Origin of the sequence: Schwartzia succinivorans DSM 10502, assembly GCF_900129225.1 — a bacterium.
Classification (GTDB): Bacteria; Bacillota; Negativicutes; order Selenomonadales; family Selenomonadaceae; genus Schwartzia; species Schwartzia succinivorans.
Window position 1 is genome coordinate 623,922 of the sequence record NZ_FQUG01000002.1, and the last position, 22,679, is coordinate 646,600.

The window sequence follows — 22,679 nt, forward strand, 5'->3', positions numbered from 1 at the left end:
ATGCAGATTTTTTTCCTTGTCATAATGGCGGCGTTGATTATGACTATCGGACTTATGCTGCAGCGTCTTTTTCAGGGTCCTACGATTTTTGACCGCATGAACGGGCTGGGTGTCATTACGGCAGATACGATTCTGCTTATTGTGCTTTTCGGTTTTTTGGATAAACAGCCGGGAATGTATGTAGACCTTGCTATGGCTTATGCTATGATGGGTTGCTTGGGTTCTGTCGTTCTTGCGAAGTATCTTGGGGGGAAGAAGTTATGATTTTCGGTTTTAATGGGCAGGAAATCATTGCCTGTCTCCTGATGGGGGCGGGGCTGGTTTTCCTCATCGGTTCTATGGTTGGTATGCTCAGGCTGCCTGATTACTACAGCAGAGTCCATGCGTCGGGCAACAGTGAGACGCTGGGTACGCTTCTTGTTTTTCTTGGACTTATGGTTTTTAACGGTTTTTCAAATGTGTCCGCGAAGATTTTTATAATTGCTGTGTTTGTTTTCCTTGGCAATCCAATCGGTTCCCATATTTTGGCCAAGGCCGCATATAAAACAGGGCATCCGGTATGGACCAAGAAGCAGGCTGTGCAGCATGAGCTTTCTACGGAGCCGACTTCATCGATTGCGACGGCAGAGGAAAAGGAGGCACAGGCAAATGCAGATTTACACGGTTGAGGCAATTCTTCTTGTGTTTCTGATTTTGATTACGGGATGTATCATCTATGAACGCGACCTTTTGAGCGCTGTCATGATATACTGTGCGTTCAGCTTTGGCGCTGTTCTGCTTTACCTCATGATGGGGTCACCGGATGTGGCGTTTACAGAGGTTGTCGTAGGAACTGTTTCTACAATCTTTTATGTAATCGCTCTAAAGAAAATAGACAGGTGGTGTAAGTAATGCGTGGTTTTGTTGTTACGGTTCTGGCACTTCTTACAGGACTTTTTTGCAGCAGTGTACTTTTTCTGCCGGCAATCGGTGATGAGGACAGTGCACCGAACCAGCATATTTCTCCTGTATATATTGCACAGAGTGAACTGGATACCGGCTCTCCTAACATTGTAACGGGAACTCTCGCTGACTATCGAGGCTTTGATACGATGTGGGAGACAACGGTTATGTATCTTTCCGGGCTCACTGCAGTGCTGATTTTGAGTAAGTCCACCATGGGACGCCGTCCCGAGAAGGAGGATGATTACGAATGATGAAGGATCCGTTCGGCGGCATGCTTCTGAACACTGCTTTTCGTATTCTTGTTCCCTTTTCTCTTGTTTATGCCGTGTACGTTCTTATTCTCGGTGAGTCTTCGCCGGGAGGCGGATTTCAGGCGGGTGTTGTAATGGGCTTTGGTATTATTCTCGCCAGGCTTATCCTCGGAGAGGATTCCGGGATTTTCAACATCAGGCTCAAAAATTCACTTGCCCTTGCCGGGTGTGGAACATTTATCTACACTCTTGCAGGATGGCTGACACTGGCAGGCGGCGGTAAGTTTCTCGACTACAGCTTCCTTCCGGTTGCTATGGAAGAAACACACGAACTTCATGCGCTTGGTATTCTCATGATTGAGACGGGTGTTACCATCTGCGTTATGATGACGATACTGAACATCATGGATGCTGTCGTAAGAAGGAGTGAAGACTGATGGATGCATTGAATGAGTTTCTTGCAAGACGCGGAATCTACACCCTTGTTATGATTCTGTTTTTCCTGGGTGTTTACGGTATGGTTCTGGCGAAGAATTATTTGAAAAAGCTCATGGCAATGAATGTCATGCAGGTCGCCGTTATTTTCTTCTATCTGTGTTTCGCTCAGAAGGAAGGCGGAATGATTCCTATTCTTGTTCCGGGGAATGTAGATCCTGCAAGCTATATAAATCCTCTGCCGCACGCTCTGATGCTGACTGCAATTGTTGTCAGTATGGGTACTACGGGTGTAGCAATTGCACTCCTTATGCGGATTAAGGAAATTTACGGATCCGTTGAAGAGCGCGAGGTCTTAAGGAGGGCGAGCAAATGAGTCTGGCGCTGCATAGTCCGGTATTCATCGTTCTGCTTCCGCTTTCTGCCTCGCTTCTTTGTCTGGCATTCAGCCGGATTCACAGAAAGCTTGGAGCCTATGTCGTTCAGCTGGCTCTTTTTGGAGCACTCATCAGTTCCCTTGTCACGATGAGGCATGTTTTGGCTGAAGGAACAAAATCCGTTCATTATTGGATGGGCAACTGGGCACCTCCTATCGGTATTGAGTTTGTCGTTGATCCGCTAAATACTGCCGTTGCCTGCATGATAACGTTTTTGGCTTTCGTTATCAGCTTTTACAGCAAGCCTTTTCTTGAAAATGAGGACTGGCTGCATTATGGCGGTTATTTTACGCTGTACGGGCTTTTGACCGTGGGACTTTGCGGTATGACGGTAACGGGCGACGTTTTCAACATGTATGTTTATCTTGAAATCATGTCACTTTCAGGTTACGGCCTTATCGCACTGGGCGGTCATAAGTCTATGTTGGCGGCGTTCAGGTATCTTTTGGTGGGTACGATAGGCGCTTCGCTGTACCTTATCGGTATTGGATATCTGTACGCGATGACAGGTTCGCTTAATATGGCGGATATCAGCGAGAGGATTCAGCCTTTTGTCAATACGCCGCTTTTCGCGTTTGTTGTGGCGTGCTTTTTGATTGCCTTCGGCATAAAGATGGCGCTTTTCCCGCTGCACGGCTGGCAGCCGGATTCTTATACTTTTTCCCATCCCGGGGCGGCAGGCTTTATCTCAGGCTGCATGAGTAAGGTTCCGGCATACGCAATGCTCAGGTATTTCTTTTATGTGTTCGGAATACACAACACGGTCATGGGTGCTCTCATGAACGTCCTTGGTATCATGGGTATCTGCGGAATTCTTATCGGTTCGGTAATGGCACTTGCCCAGTATGATTTCCGCCGAATGCTTGCGTATTCCTCAGTGGCACAGCTCGGATACATAGCAGTGGGCATGGCTATGGGAAATATCTACGGGTTTATCGGTGCGGTACTGCACCTCATAAACCACGCATTTATGAAGTCAAGTCTTTTCCTTGTCGTCGGCGGTATTGCATACCGTTTCGGCGAGGTTAATTTGTACCGCCTTGGCGGACTCAACAAGAAGATGCCTGTGTCGAGTATAGCGACGGTTCTGGCGGTGCTTTCGATGATTGGTATTCCGCCGACCTGCGGCTTCTTCAGTAAGTGGTATCTGATGCTCGGTGCCTTCGAGGGACAGCAGTATATCTTTATTGCGGTTCTCGTTGTGAGCTCGCTTTTGAACGCCATTTATTACGTTCGTATTGTTGAGCAGATGTTCGTACAGAGAGAGGCGTCCCTGACGGAAATACATGACCCTGAGACAAAGCTTGGAATGCCTTTGAGCATGGTTATTCCAATCGGTGTGACAGGGCTTGCGATTCTGATTCTGGGTATTTACAGCAGCTCGCTTGTTACGAATATCGTTGAAGTCGGATTACCGGAGGTGCTCTTGAAATGACAGAAATAGATCCTCGTCCTTTCCTTGCGATAGGAACAGCGTTTCTGGCGGCCCTTCTGGTTTCGGTCAGCCATAAATATCCTAATGTCCGTGAGATGTGGAGTACGGTTGCTTCGGTCATAATGTTTGGTCTTGTAATCAGTATGGCCGGTGGTGTTCTTGATGGAGTGACCTACGAGTACACGCTCTTTTACCTGACGGATACGATAGGGCTTACGATGCGTGTGGATCCTGCAGGCATGATATTTGCGGCTCTTGCGGCGCTTCTTTGGATGCCGATTAACTTTTACAGTATCGGGTATATGAGAAACAACCATGAGGCGATGCAGACAGGTTATTTCGCGGCATTCGCACTCTGTATGGGTTCTACCATGGGTATCGCCATGGCTTCGAATCTTCTGACGTTCTTCATTTTCTACGAGATTCTGACAATTTCAAGCTATCCGCTGGTGCTTCACGAGCGTGATCAGGAGGCTCTGCTGGCGTCGAGAAAGTATCTGGCATATACTCTTGTATCAGGACAGCTTTTCCTTGCAGGAACTGTCGGTGTCTATTGCATTTCAGGAACGATGGATTTCCGTGCAGGCGGATTCCTTTCTCTTGATATGGCATCGCCGTGGGTACTTCAGCTGCTCTTTGTGCTTATGATTATGGCCGGCTCAGTTAAGGCTGCTGTAATGCCGCTTCACGGCTGGCTGCCTGCTGCAATGGTTGCGCCGACTCCTGTCAGTGCGCTTCTTCATGCGGTGGCTGTCGTTAAGACGGGTGCCTTTGCAGTACTTCGTGTTCTTGGCTTTGTTTTCGGACCAAAGCTTCTTTCACAGCTTGGTATTGCAGATGTGCTTGCATGGGCGGCGGTTATTACAATTATTGCAAGCTCGTTTATAGCGCTTCGTCAGGATAATCTTAAACGCCGTCTTGCGTTTTCCACAATCGGACAGCTCAGCTATATCGTGCTGGGCGGCGCGCTTTTGACTCCGCTGGCATTTAAGGGAGCGTATCTGCATCTCGTGGCTCACGCGGTCATGAAGATTACGCTCTTTATGTGCGCCGGATGTATAATCGTCCGAACGCATCTTCACAACATAAGCGAGATGAACGGAATAGGACACAAGATGCCTGTCACAATGGGTGCCTTTGCTGTCGCGTCCCTCGGTATAGCGGGTACTCCGTTTATCATTGGCTTTATCAGTAAATGGAATCTTGCCATGGGCGCGATTCAGGCAGGAAAGCCGCTATTCGTTGCGGTGTGGGTAGCATCGGCACTTTTGGCTATGGCATATTTAATGCCGGTGGTGCGAATGGCATTCTTCAGGCCTGAGCCTGTAAATGATCCTCGCAGGTACGGCCTCATAAGCTACTGCATGCTTATACCAATCTGTTTTACGGCTATTCTTGCGGTACTTCTCGGTGTAAATCCGGAGCTGTTCCCACCTGATTTCTACAGGCTGGCGGAAATGGCTTCATCTGCTATAACAGCCGGATGGGGAGGTGGTTGGAGTGATTGACCTTATCGGTGACTCCAAAAAGCGCAATAAGGTAATGCTCCTGTTCCTTGTACTCGGACTTATAGTGTTCGGGATTGCTTCTTCCTGCGGGGTATATGAAAGCGACGCAGAAAATATCCTGGAACGTCCCGGTATGATGATTGTTTTCTCGTTTGTTGGCTGCTGGGTACTTATAATTTTGGCGAAGCTGATTATGACTCCGCTCCTGCAGCGCAGCGAGAATTATTACGAGGAAGGAGGCGATGATACCGATGCTTGAGAATGTTCATCCAGGTCTGATTTTCATTCTTGTCGGTTTTTTTGCATCCTTGTGCGGTGAAAAGGCGCGGAAAATGATTCTGGCTTGCTGCCCGTTCCTTGCGGTGGGAAGTATGCTTAATATTTCCCTTGGGACAGACCTTTCGTTTACTTTTCTTTCGGATTATACGATTCATTATCTCTACGTTGATAAGCTCAGCTGGATTTTTGGTGCGATATTCTGCATACTTGGTGCAGTGGGTGCCATATACAGCTGTCACAACAAAAGCGCTATCGAGGCACTGTGCTCTATGGCGTACGTCGGTTCGTCTGTCGGAGTTGTGCTTGCACACGACTGGATTACCTTCCTGTTCTTCTGGGAGCTTGAGGCGGTGTCCTCGGTTTTCCTGATTTGGAATGATCCCAGGCCGACAAGCCGTGCGGCAGGAATGCGATATATTTTGGTGCATACCCTTTCCGGAAACTGTGTACTCTTCGGTGTAATAATGAAGCTTGTGCAGGGCGAGTTTATTGTGCAGAACCTTGTGGCAGGGCCGCATGATGCAGCCTTCTGGACAATACTTATCGGTTTCTGCATTAATGCGGCGGTTGTTCCTCTTCACGCATGGCTTACCGACGGATATCCTGCGGCAACCCTTACAGGCAGCGTGTTCATGAGCAGCTGCACGACGAAGGTTGCTGTATATGCTCTGCTTCGTGTATTCGGAGGTACGGAGCTCCTCATCGGATTTGGTGTGCTGATGGCACTGTACGGAGCAAGCTATGCTGTCATGGAAAACGACATGATAAAGCTTTTGAGCTATCATATCGTGAGCCAGGTCGGATATATGGTAGCAGGCGTCGGCATCGGTACGATGATGAGTATGAACGGTGCTACGGCACATGCTTTCAGCCATATCCTGTATAAGTCGCTGCTCTTTATGTGCTGCAATGCACTGATATACGCGACGGGTGTCAGGAAAATAAATGAGCTCGGAGGCATGGCAAAAAGATATCCTTTGGTGTTTGTATGCTTTGCTATTGGCGCGTTTTCTATCTCAGGAGTACCGCTCTTTAACGGCTTCGTCAGCAAGATGATTACTGTGACGGCGGCAGAGGAAGCACACCTGGGAATAGTTGCTCTTCTGCTTGAGCTTGCAAGTATCGGTACGCTTCTTTCTATATGCTTTAAGATGCTTTATTTTATCTTCCTGCGTCCAGACAAGGGAATGGCGCCTGAAAAGCGCGGGATTGAAAGCAATATGAGTGTTGCCATGGTTATCGGTGCAGGGCTTTGCACGGTAATCGGTCTGTTCCCTGAGATTACGCTTTATCAGTTCCTGCCCTTCGGTCCTGTGGGATATGTGCCATATACCGTCGGGCACGTAGCAAATCAGGTAATAATGTGCTGCATAGCAGTTATTCCGTTCCTGATGTTCCTGCCCCGTATGGAACCGCATACTGCGGAATCTCTTGATACTGACTGGGTATACCGCCGTCCGCTTAAGGCGGTGTTTACAGGTATTGCATGCCTTTGCTTCGGCCTCTGCCGTGGCTTGGGACACGCGTGGGGAGTGGGCGTACGTCAGTCTATGTTCCTCATGGCAAATCCTATGCAGTTCCTTGACGCAAAACCATTTTATCAGAAAAAGCATTACAGCCCTGACAACTACAGGACAAGCATTGCAGACACTATCATGATCATCCTGACAGTGCTCTTTATATGCATATTCTATTTCAGAACAAGCTTGTGATTTGAAACAACGAACGCCTCGCATAAATGCGGGGCGTTCTGTTTTTCATGTTAAATACAGAGAATTTAAGTAACATTTGCAGCTATAACTCGGCAAAAGATGTCTCCCGCTTCTATAAGTGGGGGCTGTGACAAATAACAGGCAGCGAGCATATCTCCCGCCTCGCGCGACGCGGAGCTAGTGCTCTTGAGCAAAACGCCGACAGAGGAAATTTTGCCTGCGGCAAAATTGGAACGAAGGCGTTATAGTTCCAAAAGGAGATAAGTATGCAGATAAAGCTTTCAGATCATTTTACATATAAAAAACTGCTGCGTTTTACACTGCCGTCCGTTATGATGATGATATTCACATCAATATACGGCGTTGTGGACGGTTTTTTCATATCGAACTATGTCGGCACGATTCCTTTCGCGGCGGTTAATCTTATTATGCCTTTTTTGATGCTGCTGGCAACAGTTGGATTCATGTTTGGAACTGGAGGCAGCGCCCTCGTTGCGATGCTTTTGGGCAGGGGAGAAAAAGAACGTGCAAATGGGATTTTTTCATTTCTCGTTTACGTGCTTGCTGCTGTCGGAATTATTTTCACGGTGCTGGGGTTTGTATTTCTACCGGAGGTGTCCCGGATGCTTGGGGCATCGGAGGAAATGCTGCCGTACTGCGTAATGTACGGGCGTATAGTGCTGTTTTCTCTTACGTTGTTTATGCTGCAGATTTCATTTCAGGATTATCTTGTCGTCGCGGAACGTCCGAAGCTCGGATTTTATACGACACTTGCCGCGGGCTGTACAAATATGCTTCTTGACGCATTCCTCGTCGGATACCTTTCAATGGGTGTGACCGGAGCGGCGCTTGCTACCTGCATAAGCGAGACTGTTGGAGGACTTATTCCGCTGGTTTATTTTGTTATGCCAAACGGGGGAACACTTCGGCTCGGTAAACCTTATGCCGCTTTTAAGCCATTACTGAGAGCAGCATCCAACGGAGTAAGCGAATTCGTTTCCAGCGTATCCATGTCCTTCGTCAGCATTCTGTACAACTTCCAGCTCATTGCGATTGCAGGAGAAAACGGTGTGGCGGCATATGGCATCATAATGTATGTGGATTTCTTGTTCATGGCACTCTTTATAGGATATTCTATGGGAATTTCCCCTGTCATAAGCTATCACTACGGAGCGAAGAATCACATGGAGGTGCGCAGTGTCCTGCGAAAGAGCCTTTTTGTCATTGGGGCATCCGGGGTAATCATTACCGTTCTGGCTGAGACTTTGGCGTATCCTATGGCAATAATTTTTGTCAGCTATGATATAGACCTTCTGGAACTCACTGCCCATGGATTTCGCCTGTATTCCTTCGCGTTCCTTCTCTGCGGATTTAATATCTTCGGCTCGGCCTTTTTTACAGCACTCAATAACGGAATGACATCCGCTGTAGTGGCATGCGGCCGCACGCTTTTGTGCGAATCGTCTGCGGTACTGTTTCTGCCAATGCTGCTTGGCTCGGATGGCATATGGCTTGCAATCGTATTGGCGGAAATAATGGCACTGGCTTTGACAGGCTATTTCTTCATGAAGAACCGCGCCCGGTACGGATACGCCTGGTGGGAGTAAGAATGAAGGGGCAGACATGAAGCAGCCTAAAATTTGCCGACTTGAGAGATGCAGTATCTTATGTTTTATTTTTTTCTAAGATTAGGAATAGAAAAGAAAATGGGCATAAGAGTAGGAAGCAAAAGCCTTCATGTTGCTGTAAAATCTTGTCATTTAACCATTTTTATGGTATCATTCTTTAGTATGGCGTATTAGAGGTCTGAGAGGCAATGTGCTTCAAAGATAAAAGAAAAACAGGAGGTCATTTCAGACAATGAAGGTTACAAAAGAAAATGCAGACAACCAGCAGGTTGTTTTAACAATCGAGGTTCCGGCTGAAGACTGGGAGAAGGCTATCAACCAGGCTGTAAAACGTATCGCGAACCAGGTGAATATTCCGGGTTTCCGCCGCGGCAAGGCTCCGCGCCGTCTTATCGAGCAGCATGTCGGCAAAGAGACTGTTCTTGATGAGGCTTATGAGCAGTATGGACCGAAGGTCTTCAATGAAGCTCTGAAGGAAGAGAACATTGAGCTGGCTGTATATCCGCAGTTCGAGCGTGTTACCTGCGAAGAAGGCAAGGACCTCGTTTTCAAGGCGACGGTTACACCGAAGCCGGAGGTTAAGCTGGGCGAGTACAAGGGCCTCAAGATTGAGAAGAAGGTCGAAGAGGTAACGGATGAGCAGGTCGAGAAGCATATCGAGCAGCTCCGTGACCGCAAGGCTACGATGGTAGATGCTCCGGCTGATGCAAAGGTTGCAGACAAAGACCTTATCACTCTTGATTTCAAGGGCTTTGTTGACGGAGAAGCTTTCGAAGGCGGCGAGGGTAAGGACTATCCTCTGCAGATTGGTTCCGGCAGCTTCATCCCGGGCTTCGAGGATCAGCTTATAGGTGCTGAAATCGGCAAAGAGGTCGAGGTTAAGGTTCGCTTCCCTGAGGAATATCATGAGAAGAAGCTTGCTGATAAGGACGCAGTTTTCAAATGCACTGTCAACAAGATTAAACATAAAGAGCTTCCGGCTCTCGATGATGATTTCGTAAAATCCGTCAGCGCACTGAAGACGGTTGACGAACTCAAGAAGGATGTCCGTGAGAAGATGGAGAAGGCTGCTGAGACGAAGGCTACTAACGAGCGCAGTGCTGCTGCTATCGAGCAGGCATCCCAGAATATCACGGTTACGATTCCGCCGGCTATGGTTGATGACCGCGTTGAGCAGATGATCCGTGAGATGGCTATGCGCCTTGAGCAGCAGGGTATGCAGTTCGAGCAGTACCTCAAGTACTCCGGTTCTGATATCAACAAGCTCCGCGAAGAGTATCGCGAGACGGCTGAGAAGAATGTCCGTACCGACCTCATGCTTGAGGCTGTCGCAAAGGCTGAAGGTCTCAAGGTAGAGGCTGCCGATATTGACGCTGAGATTGCTATGATGGCTCAGATGTACGGTGCTCAGCCTGCACAGGTTAAGAAGATTGTCCAGCAGCAGGGACGCCTCGGTGATCTCGCTGTTACGGTTATGCGCCGTAAGACGGCTAAGCTCATCGTAGACAGCCTTGCTGACTGATTCCGTGTTTTGTAGTGGATTCCTTTTGGAGTGATACAATCATGAGTTACAGTATTCCTATGGTAGTAGAGCGTTCGAGCCGCGGGGAGCGCGCGTATGATATTTATTCGCGTCTCCTTAAGGATCGTATCGTTTTTATCGGCGGCGCAATTGACGATGACGTTGCCAATGTTGTCGTTGCGCAGCTGTTGTTTCTTGAGTCGGAGGATCCGGACAAGGATATTCATCTTTATATCAACAGTCCGGGCGGTGTTGTAACGGCAGGGCTTGCTATTTACGATACTATGCAGTACATCAAGCCGGATGTCTCGACCATCTGTATCGGTCAGGCAGCCAGCATGGGTTCTCTCCTTTTGGCGGCAGGTGCGAAGGGCAAGCGTTTTGCGCTTCCTCTTTCCCGTATTATGATTCATCAGCCGCACGGAGGAGCGCAGGGGCAGTCTACGGATATTCAGATTCAGGCGCAGGAGATAAAACGTCTGCGCGAGATTGGCAATGATATCCTTATGAACGCAACAGGAAAAGACCGCGAGACGATTATGAAAGATACCGAGCGGGATAATTTCATGAGTGCGGAGGAAGCTAAGGCATACGGTCTGATTGATGAGGTCATTACGGCACGCCCACAGACTAAAAAGTCTAAGGACTGATTGAGCCGGCTTGTTTTTTCGGAGGATAAGCAATGGCAGAACTTAAGTGCTCATTCTGCGGCAAAACGCAGGAGCAGGTACGAAAGCTTATTGCAGGTCCGCAGGTCTATATCTGTGACGAATGCATTGAGCTCTGCAGAGAGATTCTTGAAGATGAGTTCGAGGACGAGAAGGAGTACGGACTGAAGGATATCCCAAAGCCAAAGGATATCTGCCGTATTCTTGATGAATATGTAATCGGGCAGGATGCAGCGAAAAAGGCGCTTTCAGTGGCTGTATACAATCACTACAAGCGTATCAACGCTGCTCAGCATAAGGACGATGTCGAGCTTACGAAGTCGAACATTCTGATGCTGGGGCCGACAGGAAGCGGTAAAACGCTTTTGGCTCAGACGCTGGCAAGGATTCTGAATGTTCCCTTTGCTATGGCAGATGCTACATCTCTTACTGAGGCCGGCTATGTCGGTGAGGATGTTGAGAATATCCTGCTGAAGCTGATTCAGGCTGCAGATTATGATGTGGATATGGCCCAGAAGGGTATTGTCTACATTGACGAGATTGATAAAATCGCGCGTAAGAGTGAGAATACTTCTATTACCCGTGATGTTTCGGGTGAGGGTGTACAGCAGGCTCTTTTGAAGATTCTTGAGGGTACTGTTGCGTCTGTTCCGCCTCAGGGAGGACGCAAGCATCCACATCAGGAGCTTATACAGATTGATACGACGAATATCCTCTTTATCTGCGGAGGTGCTTTTGCGGGCATTGAAAAGATTATTGAGGAACGTCTTGGTCACAAATCCCTGGGCTTTGGTGCAGAGGTAAAATCGAAGACGGAGCGCAATGTCGGGGAGACGCTGCGCGAGGTTATTCCGGAGGACCTTCTGAAAAGCGGTCTGATACCGGAGTTTATTGGACGCCTTCCTATAGTTGTGACACTGGATTCTCTTGAGGAGGATGCGCTTGTACGCATTCTGACGGAGCCGAAGAATGCCCTTACAAAGCAGTATCAGAAGCTGATGGATTATGACGGAGTCAAGCTTCAGTTTGATGATGATGCGCTGCACCTGATAGCAAAAGAGGTCATGAAGCATAAGACCGGTGCAAGGGGACTTCGCGCCGTTATAGAGGATCTTATGCGTAATGTTATGTTTGAAATTCCTTCCATCGACGGAGTAACGCTCTGCCGTGTGACGAAGGAGGTTGTCAGTGAGCATCGGGATCCGGTTCTTACTATAGACAAGAGTAAAGCCCGTCATACACGGGGTGGCAAGGCAGTTTCTGCCTGAGTGTGGAATTTTATGAGCGCTGTTTACCAAACAGCGCCCTTTTTTTCAAAGAAATAGAGTTTATTTCTGTAGATACCAGCGTTTTGCTGTGAAAGGAGTTTTTATATGCCTGAGAAGCGGAAGATACCTCTTTTGCCGTTGCGCGGAATGGTCGTTTTTCCGTATATGCTGATTCATCTGGATGCCGGACGCAAGCGCTCGGCAGCTGCTTTGGAACGTGCTATGGCGGATGACCGTCAGATTTTCCTTTGCGCGCAGAAGGATGAGGCTACTGAATGGCCGACGAGGTCTGAGCTGTATTCTGTGGGTACGGTTGCGGAGGTTCGTCAGATTCTCAAGATGCCGGACGGTGCATTCAGGGTTCTGGTCGAGGGAAAGCAGCGCGCAAAGCTTACAGGAATCCGTAAGCTGGCTGAATATGATTCGGCGACAGTTGAGTGCTGTACGGATGAAATTGATAATTCGATGGAGATGGAGGCACTTACAAGGAGTGTCGTCACGAAGTTTGAGGAATGGGTAAAGATTACTCACCGAATTCCTGCCGAGGCGTTGATTTCTGTAGCTATTCTTGATGATGCAGGAAGACTTGCGGATATGATTGCGGCCCATCTGAATCTCAAGATGGATGATAAGCAGGCACTCATTGATAAAATTGATGTACGTGAGCGCCTTGAGGAGCTGTATCTTCTTCTGGATCATGAGCTTGAGGTTTTGGATCTTGAGCGTAAGATAGGCGGACGTGTTCGTAAGAAGATTGAGAAGGGGCAGAAGGAATATTATCTGCGTGAGAAAATAAAAGAAATCCGCAAGGAGCTTGGAGATGCCGATGGAAAAGAGGCAGACGCGGAGGAGTATCGGGAACGTCTGGCAAACGGCGATTATCCTGATATTGTTGTGGAAACAGTTCAGAAGGAAATAGGCCGTTTGTCGGCAGCATCACGGTTTTCGGCGGAAACAAGTGTTATCCGCACTTATATCGAGTGGCTTTTGGACCTTCCGTGGAATATCAGCACGAATGCTTCCATACAGATTAAAAAGGCCGCACGCGTGCTGGATGAGGACCACTACGGACTTAAAAAGGTCAAGGAGCGTATTCTTGACCATCTCGCGGTACAGCAGCTTTTGCAGCAGGAGCATGAAGGGGAAGCTGTGAAGGCTCCGATTTTATGCCTTGTCGGACCTCCGGGTGTCGGTAAAACCTCTCTGGCATCCTCTGTTGCAAGGGCTATGGGCAGGAAGTTTATCCGCGCATCTCTTGGCGGTATACGCGATGAGGCGGAGATTCGGGGGCATCGCCGTACTTATGTCGGAGCGCTTCCCGGCCGTATTATTGACGGACTTCGCAGAGTGGGGACAAATGATCCTGTATTTCTGCTTGATGAGGTGGATAAGCTGGGGGCTGATTATCACGGCGACCCGTCAGCAGCACTGCTTGAAGTACTGGACCCTGCACAGAATAATACTTTTACGGACCATTACATAGACCTGCCATTTGATTTGTCAAAGATTTTCTGGATTGTCACTGCAAACGACCTTGGTGGTATTCCGCGTGCTCTCCGTGACCGCATGGAGATTATTGAGCTTTCAAGCTACACCGAGCAGGAAAAAGCGGCAATCGGAAAGAAATATCTTTTCCCGCGTCAGTGTAAGGAGAATGGTATTCTTGAGGGTTCACTGACGTTGGCAGCAGGGGTAATACAGCGCATCATTACGGAGTATACCCGTGAGTCGGGCGTCCGTGAGCTTGAGCGTCTTTTGGGCAAGCTTTGCAGAAAGACAGCTCGGCGTATGGTTGAAAAGGGAATAGAGAATGTACATATCCGTCCTTCGGAGCTTTCTGAGTATCTTGAACGCCCGAAATATCCCAGCACTCCACCAGATAAAGAGCCTCAGGTTGGGCTTGTAACGGGTATGGCATGGACTGAGGTTGGCGGCACGACACTTCCGACGGAGGCAGCGGTGCTGAAAGGAAGCGGTCGTCTGATTCTTACCGGCAAGCTCGGTGATGTTATGCAGGAGTCAGCCAAGGCGGCACTCTCATATATCAGAAGCCGTGTAAAGGTGCTTAATCTCCCGGCTAATTTCTATGAAAAGCTGGATATCCATGTACATCTTCCCGAAGGCGCTGTCCCCAAGGACGGCCCGTCGGCAGGTATTACGATGGCAACTGCGATGATATCCGCGCTGACTAATAAGAAGGTCCGCGGAGACATCGCCATGACCGGTGAGATTACGCTTCGCGGACGGGTTCTGCCTATCGGCGGCCTGAAGGAAAAGGTTCTTGCGGCTTATCGCGAGGGAATACGAACTATTATCCTGCCGAAAAAGAACGAGAAGGATATTGAAGATATTCCGGATACAGTCCGTAAACATCTTACTTTCTATCCTGTTGAGACAATGGATGAGGTTTTAACGCATGTGTGGGTGAGTGAATGATGGAACAGAAAAAGGAACGCGTAGTTGTTACTAAGGGAGCATATCTGACTTCCGCGGTAAAAAAGGAGCAGTATCCCGAGGTCAAGCGCCCGGAGTTCGTTTTTATCGGAAGGTCAAATGTAGGAAAGTCCTCTCTTATAAATTCTCTTACACGTGTTACTAATCTTGCGCGTGTTTCACGTCAGCCCGGCAAGACTCAGACCATTAACTATTTCGAGGTGGGACTGAAAATTGACGGTAGTGAGGAGCGAACCGATTTTTATCTGGTTGACCTCCCGGGATACGGATATGCAAAGACAGGTAAGGAAAATCGGAAGATATGGAAGAAATTCATTGATGAATATCTTTTGAATTCCGAATCGATTCAGTTTGTCTGTCAGCTCATTGATATCCGTCACGACCCCATGCAGTCGGACATTGATATGTTCCGATGGCTTGTGACGAACGGACTGCCGGTGCTTGTTATAGCCACAAAGACAGACAAGCTAAGCCGCAGCGCTGCACAGAAGCAGATTGCGCGAATGAAGCAGGTTCTGGGTGTTCCTGAGCTTGATATTCTTCCTTATTCTTCTCTTAAAAATGAAGGTCGTTCAGAATTACTTGACTCGATTGCCACTTCTTTGATAAAATAAAGTTATCAAAGGGGTGGAGCATTATGTTGACGCAATATGATAAACGCGTTCTCAATGCAATACAGGGAGCACTTCCTATCGCAGAGCGTCCGTTTGCAGTGTTGGCCAAGCAGCTGGAAACGACGGAGGAGGAACTCCTTACAGATTTAAAGCGTTTGTCCGATGATGGATACATTCGTCGATTCGGCGCTTTTTTCGACTCGAACGCGTTAGGCTTTCATGGGTCTCTTGTTGCTGTAAAGGTAAAGGAAGACTCAATGCAGGAGGTTGCCGATGCCATCAACCGCTATAACGGTGTTACGCACAATTACGAGCGGGAGGGCGAATACAATCTCTGGTTTACTCTTCAGGTACAGTCTGAGGATGAACGCGACAATGTGCTGAAAAAGATTAGTGAGCTTCCGGGAGTTCTTGATTTGATGAATCTTCCAAGTGAGAAGACCTACAAGGTACGGGTACGGTTCAATATGGACTGAGGAGGGGTTATGATGATTGATTCGATTGATAAGAAGATTATTCGTGTCCTTCAAAAAGGAATCCCTATGACGGCAGAGCCTTTTGGTGTGATGGCGAAGGAGTGCGGAATTTCAACTACGGAATTTCTGAATCGCCTTAATGACCTGAAGGAGTGCGGGGTCCTCAGGAGGATGGGGGCTGTGCTTCAGCACCGTCATGCAGGCTATAAGGCCAATGCGTTGTGTGTCTGGCAGGTACCTGAGGATCAGCTGGATGAAGCAGGAAAGACGATAAGTGCTGAAAATGCTGTATCCCACTGCTATACACGGACAACTACACCTGAATGGCCTTATAATTTCTACACTATGATCCATGCACATACGAGACAGCAGTGTGAAGAGATTGCTGAACGCATTGAAAGGGAAAATCATTTCTCGGGCCGCAGGCTTTTCTATTCGGTAAAGGAATGGAAGAAGGCTTCGATGAAATATTTTGCGGAATAATTTTATATGATATTTTTGGGAGGCTCTGTGGAAAATACCGCAGAGCCTTCTTGCTGTATGTGCTAGAATAGTAATGACAGTATTTTAGCGAAGGGGTATATTATGCAGACTTCATATAAGGCAACAGGAGTACTTGCAGCCTGCGCGGCAGGGGCAGCAGTGACTTCTGTGCTTGGAAACGGCAGTTTTTGGGGAGGAATGCTGCAGCACGGTTTTATTGCGGCTGCAATCGGCGGTCTTGCGGACTGGTTCGCTGTTACGGCGATTTTCAGAAAACCTTTTGGTTTTATTTCATACCGCACTGAGATTCTTGTAAGAAATCGACCGCGTATAATGCAGGCTTTAACAGATTTTATAAGCAAGGACCTTCTGAGTAAGGAAAATATCATGGATACTCTCAGAAAGCAGGATTTCGCGGAAATGCTTGCCGCATATCTTACGCAGCGCGGCGGCAGGGAACGAATCTGGAAATTGGTCAGGGAGTTCGCTGAATGTTCGTCGAAACGCGCAGAGCTTTTGAAAATGGTTCACCCAATGGAAGCAATGCTGAAACGGGAGCTTGATGGGCTGGATGTGGAAGGCTTTTTGCGGGAGAGTCTGGAAGTACTAAAAAATGAAGTGCTTATCGAACGTATCGCAGCTTCGTTTGTACCGCTGCTCAGGGAGACTTTCACGGATGAGTCTGTGCAGCAGGAGATCCTTACGCATATCCATTTAATAAAGGAACGCTACGAGGAAGGGGCCGGCAGCCGGTCAACTGTTTTTGAAATGGCCAATCTGACTGATGAAAAGCTTTTGGATTTTCTGAATTCATATGCCATTGACTGGCTTAATACATTGGAGCATGGTGAGGGTGAAGCAAGAGACAGGGTGATTTATTTGATTGGTCAGATGGTATCATCTGCATTGGATAACAAAACTCTTTTTGACAATGTGCGAAGGAAATTCCATGAGAAAGTAGATGATCTTGATTTTGCAGGCCAGGCGGAAGGACTCGTTAATTCTCTCGCTGAAGATAAATTCGCGGAGGTACTGGATGCGCTGCGTGAATTCATGGACGGTTGGATTGACAGGCTGCTTAATGACCGGGAATTTCGTAATACAGTGAACAGCTGGTTTTTGAGTATGATTGAAAAAGGGCTTGCGGAAAAGCATATGCTTATATCGCAGATGATAGAAGAACAGCTTTCAAAGCTTTCCGACGAAGAGCTGGTAGAGATGGCGGAGTCACGGGTGGCAGATGATTTACAGATGATACGCATAAACGGTTCACTGGTTGGTGCGTTTGTGGGAATGGGGCTGTATCTTTTGGGACAGGCTGTTGAAAGGGTGTGTGGATGATGCCGTGGAGTCACTGGAATCAGGCAGATAAGACACTGCTCTTTGCGTTTGTTCTTTTCCTTTTTGGACTTTGTATTAAAAGTGCTTATCCTGCAAGTGTTTTTTCCAATGGATTTTTGTTTGTGGCAGAGGCTGCGCTGGTTGGTGGTGCAGCAGACTGGTTTGCTGTTACTGCGCTGTTTCGCAAGCCTTTTGGATTTCCTTATCATACAGCTATTCTGCCGCGCAGACGCAGAGATTTTGTAGAAGCGGCAGTTAAGCTTGTGCAAAGGGAATTTTTTACATCAAGACGGCTAATAACGATGGTTGATTCCTACGATTGGAAGGCGTTGTTTTTAAGTCTTGCTGAGGAAAATGATTTCAAAAGACGGTCCGGGGATTTCATATACAAAAAGATTATAGAGCTTTTGGATGAAGTCGATCTTTCAAAATACTCTAAAGATGTTTCTGATGCTTTGCGTCATGAATTATCCTCGGTTTCCGTTCCGGTGGTAATATCGTGGCTCGGGAATTATCTTAAGGACGAGGGACGGGATCAAAGAATTTTGTCCCGTGGTGCTAAATGGCTGCGCGTAAAGGTTGAGAGTGATGAAGCAAAGGCATTGTTTCATGATGCAATAAATGATATGGTGCAAAAAAAGGCTGAGGGCGCAGGGCTTTTGGGAATGCTTTTTGTATCTTTGGGCAAGGCATCCAATATCATCAATGTTGATGAGCTGACGGAAATTATTCAGCAGGAGGCGGAACGTTTCCTTGATGAGGCTTCTGAGCAGGGCTCTGAGACTTCAAATAAGATACTTGAGGTATTTTACAGAAAACTGGATGATGCGGCAGAGGATGAAGGCCTGATTAACACGCTGGATACTGTACGCGAACGTCTTTTGAAACGCCTTCCTATAGATGATACTGTCGACACTCTGTTTGTAATACTAAGACAGCGCACACGTGATATGCTGAATGACGACGGTTCTGAGGTATCAACGCTTATTAGAAGCGTGATTGACAGCGAGATTGAAAAGGCATGGAATCTTTTGGAGGGAGATGAGCATGTTGCGGCTCTTTTGGATGCGCTGGCCCGTGACATGGCGGGGCGCAGTGCTCTGAAGGCTCAGGAAATCGGGGGTATAGTGGTTCGTGAGGTAATGGAGCGTTTGACAGATGAACAGCTGAATCATATTGTTTATAGCAAAATAGAGCCTGATCTTTTGTGGATTCGTATGAACGGTTCTGTTGTCGGAGCTTTAATAGGCTGTGTGTTGTTTATGGTGATGACAGTGGTAAAATAACAGTAATTTAAAAGAGAAGAGGATGTCCGTGTTTTTGGACATCCTCTTTTTTAGTCTAATCTGAGTCGAAATTTTTGCCCCGGTTTTATATAATCAATCAGAAAGATTTCCTCCGGGTCTATTTGAGCTATGACGTTTATTCGTGAATCAGCGGGTAGCGTCCTTTTGACAATTTCCAGTTCACCGGTGTAGCGGGGGTAGTTATCGTTATCAATCGTGACTGCACCGATTGGGCGTGGAGCAGGAGCAGATGGACGTATTGAAATACCTTCTTCTTTTATCCTGCCTCGGCTTTCAACTGCACGCAGCACGTCTCTGGCCTTATCACGGCGCGTGGTAAATGGCTCCTGCAGAAACGCCTTCAGCTTTTCGTCGGTGGTGAGTATGGAGGCGTGCAGAGTGAGAGTATCATTCTGCATTACGCTCGACAATGAGGCCAGTTCGCTGCTGTTTGGTTCGCCGTCACCGATGAAAACAGAGTCAATACCCAGAGCTGCAAGATGTCTGATGGCGAGGTCTGTTGGGAGACTGCGGTCCTCCTCAAGCGTCGGAAGACCACAGAAAAGCGGTGCACGGCGGCGCTCCTTGGGTGAAGGTTCGTCAGGTGGGTCAACTGTTGCAACGAAGGCACCTACAGATATATTAAAGCTCCTGAGAAGTTCATTCTGCTCAAGGAAAAAATCTGTGTCAAGACCGGTGTTTTCGCGGGGATAGTAATTGTGCAGGGCATCTACGTGTGTCATATCAACTCCTGCAGCCATAAGCTCTTCAAGAAAATCCTTTGTAACCGTAGAGGCATTCAACTGGATACGGATGTCCTTTGCTTCATTCAAAAGCGATGTTGCAGACTGCGGAGAAAAACCGTCATCAAGGCGAAGGGTTGTTATGCCCAGAGATAAGAGTTTTTCGGGATGCATGTCATCTTCTCCGAGAAGAGTTGATGCCTGGGAAATATCGGCAATGACATCAAAGTGATATTCTTTTGCTTTTGAAAGCAGTTCTATAAGCTCTGTACGAAATACTGTGGTATCGGTTTCCGGAATTTGCAGAGAGGTGAAAAGACGTGTGATTCCATTGGAGGCTGCGCGTTCAATGAGTGATATGCTCTCCTTTAACGGTGTGTTAAGTCCCGGGTAAACGGAAATACCTGTTTTCATTTTTCTTCCTCCTCAACAGGATCTGCAAAGCCAATCAGCCATGTTGCGATAAAGCCGGCGATATAGGAAGCCACAATTCCGAGAAGATATACAGAGGGGTTATCGGTTGCCGCGGCAAGTGGAAGTCCTGAAAGTCCGAGCGTAGAAGCACCGACAGTAAATGCGGCCTGAACAGCACCGCCGAAGGCACCACCAATGCAGGCTCCGACAAAGGGACGGACAAGTGGCAGAGTTACACCGTAAATAAGCGGTTCACCAATTCCCATTATGCCGACCGGAAGAGCAGAAAGAATAGTTTTCTTCAGTGCATGATTTTTTGTTTTGACGTACACAGCTGCGCATGCACCGACCTGACCCGTTCCGGCCATTGCAAGAATCGGGAGCAGGATTGTAACTCCGGTCTGGGAGAGCAGCTCCGCGTGAATCGGGGTAAATGCCTGATGAACTCCGAGAAGTACGCAGGGAAGCCAAATCCCGCCGAGGATAAATCCTGTCAGAGCTCCGCCGCTTTTTACTGCGGTGTATGCAGCTGTACCTATTGCCTCGGCAATGATTCCGCCAACAGGCTGAAGTATAAGAATGGCCAGAGTTCCTGCTATGAGGAATACTATGAGCGGAGTCATAAAAAGGTCCAGCATTTCAGGAATGAACTTTCTGACATGCTTCTCGAGCCATGAGGCAGCCGCAGAAATGAGAAGAACTGCTATAATACCGCCGCGCCCGGGGACAAGAGGAGAATCAAAGAGCGTTACTGATGAAAGAAGGGGATGACTTATCAGAACGGCAAGAGCAGCTCCGAGAGCAGGCGTTCCGCCGAACTGTTTTGATGCGTTCCAGCCAACAACGATATTAAGCGCGTAAAAAATCGTGTTTCCTGCAATTTTCAAAAGAAGTATTGAAGAATAGGAAGCGGCCTCCGGGAAGAGTCTCAGAAGAATATTTACTGATCCTGTAATTAGTCCGCAGGCGATGAACGCGGGAATAAGAGGTATAAAAATATCTGCAACACGCTTGAAGAAAAGCTTTACAGGTGTTGCGTTTTTTGCGCGGATTTTCGCATGAAGCTCTCTGCCATCGCCGAAGGACGGTGCTGATTTCGTTTCAGAGGCCTTTGAGTCAGACCCCTTAAGAAGCTCCTGAAAACATTTCGTAACCTCAGCGGCACGTCCCGGGCCGAGTATAATCTGAAGCTCAGATTCTGTTTGGTTCACACCGAGCACACCATTTATCTTTTTGAGAGCGGCGAGCTTATCGTCTGATAAGGAATCTAATTCAAGACGCAGACGTGTCATGCAGCACTCAGATGAATGTATCTTTTCCTTTGAGCCTATAACGGCGAATATCTCTTTGGCAATTTGATCGGGGTTCATTTAGCGTCTCCTCTTTTGTATTGTTTAAGGGCAAGGCCGAGATGTCCATCGGCCTTTTCAAGTTCTTCTTTTGCGTTTTCGAGCGGAAGCCCGCTGAGTATAAGGAATATGGCGAGCTTTGCGCTGCCGCTTGCCTTGGAAAGTGCAGCAGAGCTTTCTTCTGATGAACAGCCCGTTGCTTCGACAACAATGCGGTGGGCTCGTGCAACGAGTTTTTCATTTGTTTCCTCAACGTCGACCATAAGGTTGCCGTATACCTTTCCGAGCTTTATCATAGTGCCTGTTGAGAGCATATTCAGGATTAGTTTTTGTGTCGTTCCGGCCTTCATGCGCGTAGAACCTGTAATTACCTCAGGCCCCGGAAGCGCAGTCAATGCAATATCTGCGAGAGCTGCGATGGGGGAATCCGGGCTGCAGGCAACGGAGACTGCCGCTGCACCGACAGAGCGTGCGTAGCGGAGTGCACCCACAACGTAGGGAGTTCTGCCGGAAGCTGATATGCCGACAATAACATCAGCAGACGTTATCTGTGCGTTTTTTAAATCCTGCTCGCCAAGCGCAGGGGAATCCTCAGCCCCCTCCTGAGCCTGAAACATAGCTTCACGTCCACCGGCAATCAGCCCACTTACAAGTGTTGGCGGTACTCCAAATGTGGGGGGACATTCCGAAGCATCAAGAACACCCAGACGTCCTGATGTTCCTGCACCGACGTATATTAAACGCCCACCCGCAGAAAGAGCCTTGGCAGTCAAATCTATAGCCTGTGCAATCTGCGGCAGTATCTTTTCGACAGCCTGTACCGTTTTTTTGTCTTCAGAGTTTATAAGACGTACCATATCAAGTGTTGAAAGTGAATCAATATCCATGCTGGCAGAGTTGCGGCGCTCTGTAGCCAGTTTATCAAGTTCTAACATATTTCCGCTCCTTTAATGTAGTAATTATAATTATAACGCTATTGCTGCAATTTTGTCGAAGGAATCGTTGAAAAGATTTGAAAAAAGTGCTTGACAATAATGGCGAGGTGGGAGTAATATATAGAAGCTGACTCGTGCGGGGCACGACGAAGCACAAGGTGTTCCTTGAAAACTAAACAATGCAGAAATGAATCATCTATTGATTCAAGCCAGATGTCGGGCATGAAGCAATGCTTCATGAACCAACAATTTCTAAAGAGGAAAGCGAAAGCTTTAGACTCAAAAGATTATAGAGAGCCAAACAGGTTCTTCAATAAGTATATTGGAGAGTTTGATCCTGGCTCAGGACGAACGCTGGCGGCGTGCTTAACACATGCAAGTCGAACGGGGCGATTTGAAAGCTTGCTTTTGATGAGCCTAGTGGCAAACGGGTGAGTAACGCGTAGGCAACCTGCCCTCAGGATGGGGACAACGGCCCGAAAGGACCGCTAATACC

General features: G+C 47.9%; 23 protein-coding genes and 1 rRNA gene. 21 read left to right on the top strand and 3 right to left on the bottom strand.

Annotated elements, in window-relative coordinates:
- The 20 genes from BUA83_RS02755 to BUA83_RS02850 all read left to right on the top strand — a co-directional run bounded on the left by BUA83_RS02755 (nt 1) and on the right by BUA83_RS02850 (nt 18,742).
- A complete protein-coding gene (locus BUA83_RS02755) occupies nt 1-264 on the top strand; it encodes an MrpF/PhaF family protein (protein ID WP_072934634.1) in 264 nt (87 codons plus the stop codon).
- Nucleotides 261-668 (top strand): monovalent cation/H(+) antiporter subunit G, encoded by a 408-nt coding sequence (gene mnhG / locus BUA83_RS02760; RefSeq protein ID WP_072934635.1) that lies wholly within the window; start codon nt 261-263, stop codon nt 666-668. The genes BUA83_RS02755 and mnhG overlap by 4 nt, the downstream gene beginning before the upstream one ends.
- Nucleotides 649-891: a Na(+)/H(+) antiporter subunit B gene (locus tag BUA83_RS02765; protein ID WP_072934636.1), complete on the top strand. Its 243-nt coding sequence runs from the start codon at nt 649-651 to the stop codon at nt 889-891. Before mnhG ends, BUA83_RS02765 begins: the two co-directional genes overlap by 20 nt.
- Nucleotides 891-1,196: a hydrogen gas-evolving membrane-bound hydrogenase subunit E gene (gene mbhE / locus BUA83_RS02770; protein WP_072934637.1), complete on the top strand. Its 306-nt coding sequence runs from the start codon at nt 891-893 to the stop codon at nt 1,194-1,196. Before BUA83_RS02765 ends, mbhE begins: the two co-directional genes overlap by 1 nt.
- Nucleotides 1,193-1,633, top strand: a complete 441-nt coding sequence (locus BUA83_RS02775) for an MnhB domain-containing protein (protein ID WP_072934638.1) — start codon at nt 1,193-1,195, stop codon at nt 1,631-1,633. The genes mbhE and BUA83_RS02775 overlap by 4 nt, the downstream gene beginning before the upstream one ends.
- Entirely contained in the window at nt 1,633-2,007 is a 375-nt protein-coding gene (locus BUA83_RS02780; RefSeq protein WP_072934639.1) for a sodium:proton antiporter, read from the top strand. The genes BUA83_RS02775 and BUA83_RS02780 overlap by 1 nt, the downstream gene beginning before the upstream one ends.
- A complete protein-coding gene (locus BUA83_RS02785) occupies nt 2,004-3,503 on the top strand; it encodes a complex I subunit 5 family protein (protein ID WP_072934640.1) in 1,500 nt (499 codons plus the stop codon). Before BUA83_RS02780 ends, BUA83_RS02785 begins: the two co-directional genes overlap by 4 nt.
- Nucleotides 3,500-5,011, top strand: a complete 1,512-nt coding sequence (locus BUA83_RS02790; RefSeq protein ID WP_072934641.1) for a monovalent cation/H+ antiporter subunit D family protein — start codon at nt 3,500-3,502, stop codon at nt 5,009-5,011. Before BUA83_RS02785 ends, BUA83_RS02790 begins: the two co-directional genes overlap by 4 nt.
- The gene (locus tag BUA83_RS02795) at nt 5,004-5,270 is read left to right on the top strand and encodes a hypothetical protein (protein ID WP_072934642.1); all 267 of its coding nucleotides are present in this window, start codon (nt 5,004-5,006) and stop codon (nt 5,268-5,270) included. The genes BUA83_RS02790 and BUA83_RS02795 overlap by 8 nt, the downstream gene beginning before the upstream one ends.
- Nucleotides 5,263-7,002 (top strand): Na(+)/H(+) antiporter subunit D, encoded by a 1,740-nt coding sequence (locus tag BUA83_RS02800; RefSeq protein ID WP_072934643.1) that lies wholly within the window; start codon nt 5,263-5,265, stop codon nt 7,000-7,002. Before BUA83_RS02795 ends, BUA83_RS02800 begins: the two co-directional genes overlap by 8 nt.
- Nucleotides 7,003-7,268: 266 nt before the next feature.
- Nucleotides 7,269-8,609 carry an MATE family efflux transporter gene (locus BUA83_RS02805; RefSeq protein ID WP_072934644.1) on the top strand — a complete coding sequence of 447 codons (1,341 nt, stop codon included), beginning with the start codon at nt 7,269-7,271 and terminating at the stop codon, nt 8,607-8,609.
- Between the two features lie 253 nt (nt 8,610-8,862).
- Nucleotides 8,863-10,152 carry a trigger factor gene (gene tig / locus BUA83_RS02810; RefSeq protein ID WP_072934645.1) on the top strand — a complete coding sequence of 430 codons (1,290 nt, stop codon included), beginning with the start codon at nt 8,863-8,865 and terminating at the stop codon, nt 10,150-10,152.
- A gap of 41 nt (nt 10,153-10,193) precedes the next feature.
- Nucleotides 10,194-10,802, top strand: coding sequence for an ATP-dependent Clp endopeptidase proteolytic subunit ClpP (gene clpP, locus BUA83_RS02815; protein ID WP_072934646.1), 609 nt, complete (start codon nt 10,194-10,196; stop codon nt 10,800-10,802).
- A 32-nt stretch (nt 10,803-10,834) separates the two neighbouring features.
- A complete protein-coding gene (clpX, locus tag BUA83_RS02820) occupies nt 10,835-12,088 on the top strand; it encodes an ATP-dependent Clp protease ATP-binding subunit ClpX (protein ID WP_072934647.1) in 1,254 nt (417 codons plus the stop codon).
- Between the two features lie 105 nt (nt 12,089-12,193).
- Nucleotides 12,194-14,524, top strand: coding sequence for an endopeptidase La (gene lon, locus BUA83_RS02825; protein WP_072934648.1), 2,331 nt, complete (start codon nt 12,194-12,196; stop codon nt 14,522-14,524).
- On the top strand, nt 14,521-15,156 hold the full coding sequence (gene yihA / locus BUA83_RS02830) for a ribosome biogenesis GTP-binding protein YihA/YsxC (RefSeq protein WP_072934649.1): 636 nt from the start codon (nt 14,521-14,523) through the stop codon (nt 15,154-15,156). The genes lon and yihA overlap by 4 nt, the downstream gene beginning before the upstream one ends.
- Before the next feature lie 23 nt (nt 15,157-15,179).
- Nucleotides 15,180-15,632: a siroheme decarboxylase subunit alpha gene (ahbA, locus tag BUA83_RS02835; RefSeq protein ID WP_072934650.1), complete on the top strand. Its 453-nt coding sequence runs from the start codon at nt 15,180-15,182 to the stop codon at nt 15,630-15,632.
- A 12-nt stretch (nt 15,633-15,644) separates the two neighbouring features.
- Nucleotides 15,645-16,115: a siroheme decarboxylase subunit beta gene (gene ahbB / locus BUA83_RS02840; RefSeq protein ID WP_072934651.1), complete on the top strand. Its 471-nt coding sequence runs from the start codon at nt 15,645-15,647 to the stop codon at nt 16,113-16,115.
- Nucleotides 16,116-16,217: 102 nt separating this feature from the next.
- Nucleotides 16,218-17,456, top strand: coding sequence for a DUF445 domain-containing protein (locus BUA83_RS02845; RefSeq protein WP_072934652.1), 1,239 nt, complete (start codon nt 16,218-16,220; stop codon nt 17,454-17,456).
- Nucleotides 17,453-18,742: a DUF445 domain-containing protein gene (locus BUA83_RS02850; protein WP_094756417.1), complete on the top strand. Its 1,290-nt coding sequence runs from the start codon at nt 17,453-17,455 to the stop codon at nt 18,740-18,742. The genes BUA83_RS02845 and BUA83_RS02850 overlap by 4 nt, the downstream gene beginning before the upstream one ends.
- A gap of 50 nt (nt 18,743-18,792) precedes the next feature.
- On the opposite strand, the gene BUA83_RS02855 is transcribed toward BUA83_RS02850, so the two are convergent.
- From BUA83_RS02855 to murQ, 3 genes are read right to left on the bottom strand one after another with little or no spacing between them, the layout of a single operon-like run.
- Nucleotides 18,793-19,899, bottom strand: coding sequence for a DUF871 domain-containing protein (locus BUA83_RS02855; protein WP_072934654.1), 1,107 nt, complete (start codon nt 19,897-19,899; stop codon nt 18,793-18,795).
- Nucleotides 19,896-21,269, bottom strand: a complete 1,374-nt coding sequence (locus tag BUA83_RS02860) for a PTS transporter subunit EIIC (protein ID WP_072934655.1) — start codon at nt 21,267-21,269, stop codon at nt 19,896-19,898. The genes BUA83_RS02855 and BUA83_RS02860 overlap by 4 nt, the downstream gene beginning before the upstream one ends.
- The gene (murQ, locus tag BUA83_RS02865) at nt 21,266-22,183 is read right to left on the bottom strand and encodes an N-acetylmuramic acid 6-phosphate etherase (protein ID WP_072934656.1); all 918 of its coding nucleotides are present in this window, start codon (nt 22,181-22,183) and stop codon (nt 21,266-21,268) included. Before murQ ends, BUA83_RS02860 begins: the two co-directional genes overlap by 4 nt.
- Nucleotides 22,184-22,502: 319 nt before the next feature.
- On the opposite strand from murQ, the gene BUA83_RS02870 reads away from it, so the two are divergent.
- Nucleotides 22,503-22,679 (top strand): 16S ribosomal RNA (locus tag BUA83_RS02870); the annotation flags it as partial.

Coding starts and splice junctions, on each gene's coding strand:
- BUA83_RS02755 (WP_072934634.1), top strand. CDS start 1: ATGCAGATTTTTTTCCTTGTCATAATGGCGGCGTTGATTATGACTATC.
- mnhG (WP_072934635.1), top strand. CDS start 261: ATGATTTTCGGTTTTAATGGGCAGGAAATCATTGCCTGTCTCCTGATG.
- BUA83_RS02765 (WP_072934636.1), top strand. CDS start 649: ATGCAGATTTACACGGTTGAGGCAATTCTTCTTGTGTTTCTGATTTTG.
- mbhE (WP_072934637.1), top strand. CDS start 891: ATGCGTGGTTTTGTTGTTACGGTTCTGGCACTTCTTACAGGACTTTTT.
- BUA83_RS02775 (WP_072934638.1), top strand. CDS start 1,193: ATGATGAAGGATCCGTTCGGCGGCATGCTTCTGAACACTGCTTTTCGT.
- BUA83_RS02780 (WP_072934639.1), top strand. CDS start 1,633: ATGGATGCATTGAATGAGTTTCTTGCAAGACGCGGAATCTACACCCTT.
- BUA83_RS02785 (WP_072934640.1), top strand. CDS start 2,004: ATGAGTCTGGCGCTGCATAGTCCGGTATTCATCGTTCTGCTTCCGCTT.
- BUA83_RS02790 (WP_072934641.1), top strand. CDS start 3,500: ATGACAGAAATAGATCCTCGTCCTTTCCTTGCGATAGGAACAGCGTTT.
- BUA83_RS02800 (WP_072934643.1), top strand. CDS start 5,263: ATGCTTGAGAATGTTCATCCAGGTCTGATTTTCATTCTTGTCGGTTTT.
- BUA83_RS02805 (WP_072934644.1), top strand. CDS start 7,269: ATGCAGATAAAGCTTTCAGATCATTTTACATATAAAAAACTGCTGCGT.
- tig (WP_072934645.1), top strand. CDS start 8,863: ATGAAGGTTACAAAAGAAAATGCAGACAACCAGCAGGTTGTTTTAACA.
- clpP (WP_072934646.1), top strand. CDS start 10,194: ATGAGTTACAGTATTCCTATGGTAGTAGAGCGTTCGAGCCGCGGGGAG.
- clpX (WP_072934647.1), top strand. CDS start 10,835: ATGGCAGAACTTAAGTGCTCATTCTGCGGCAAAACGCAGGAGCAGGTA.
- lon (WP_072934648.1), top strand. CDS start 12,194: ATGCCTGAGAAGCGGAAGATACCTCTTTTGCCGTTGCGCGGAATGGTC.
- yihA (WP_072934649.1), top strand. CDS start 14,521: ATGATGGAACAGAAAAAGGAACGCGTAGTTGTTACTAAGGGAGCATAT.
- ahbA (WP_072934650.1), top strand. CDS start 15,180: ATGTTGACGCAATATGATAAACGCGTTCTCAATGCAATACAGGGAGCA.
- ahbB (WP_072934651.1), top strand. CDS start 15,645: ATGATTGATTCGATTGATAAGAAGATTATTCGTGTCCTTCAAAAAGGA.
- BUA83_RS02845 (WP_072934652.1), top strand. CDS start 16,218: ATGCAGACTTCATATAAGGCAACAGGAGTACTTGCAGCCTGCGCGGCA.
- BUA83_RS02850 (WP_094756417.1), top strand. CDS start 17,453: ATGATGCCGTGGAGTCACTGGAATCAGGCAGATAAGACACTGCTCTTT.
- BUA83_RS02855 (WP_072934654.1), bottom strand. CDS start 19,899: ATGAAAACAGGTATTTCCGTTTACCCGGGACTTAACACACCGTTAAAG.
- BUA83_RS02860 (WP_072934655.1), bottom strand. CDS start 21,269: ATGAACCCCGATCAAATTGCCAAAGAGATATTCGCCGTTATAGGCTCA.
- murQ (WP_072934656.1), bottom strand. CDS start 22,183: ATGTTAGAACTTGATAAACTGGCTACAGAGCGCCGCAACTCTGCCAGC.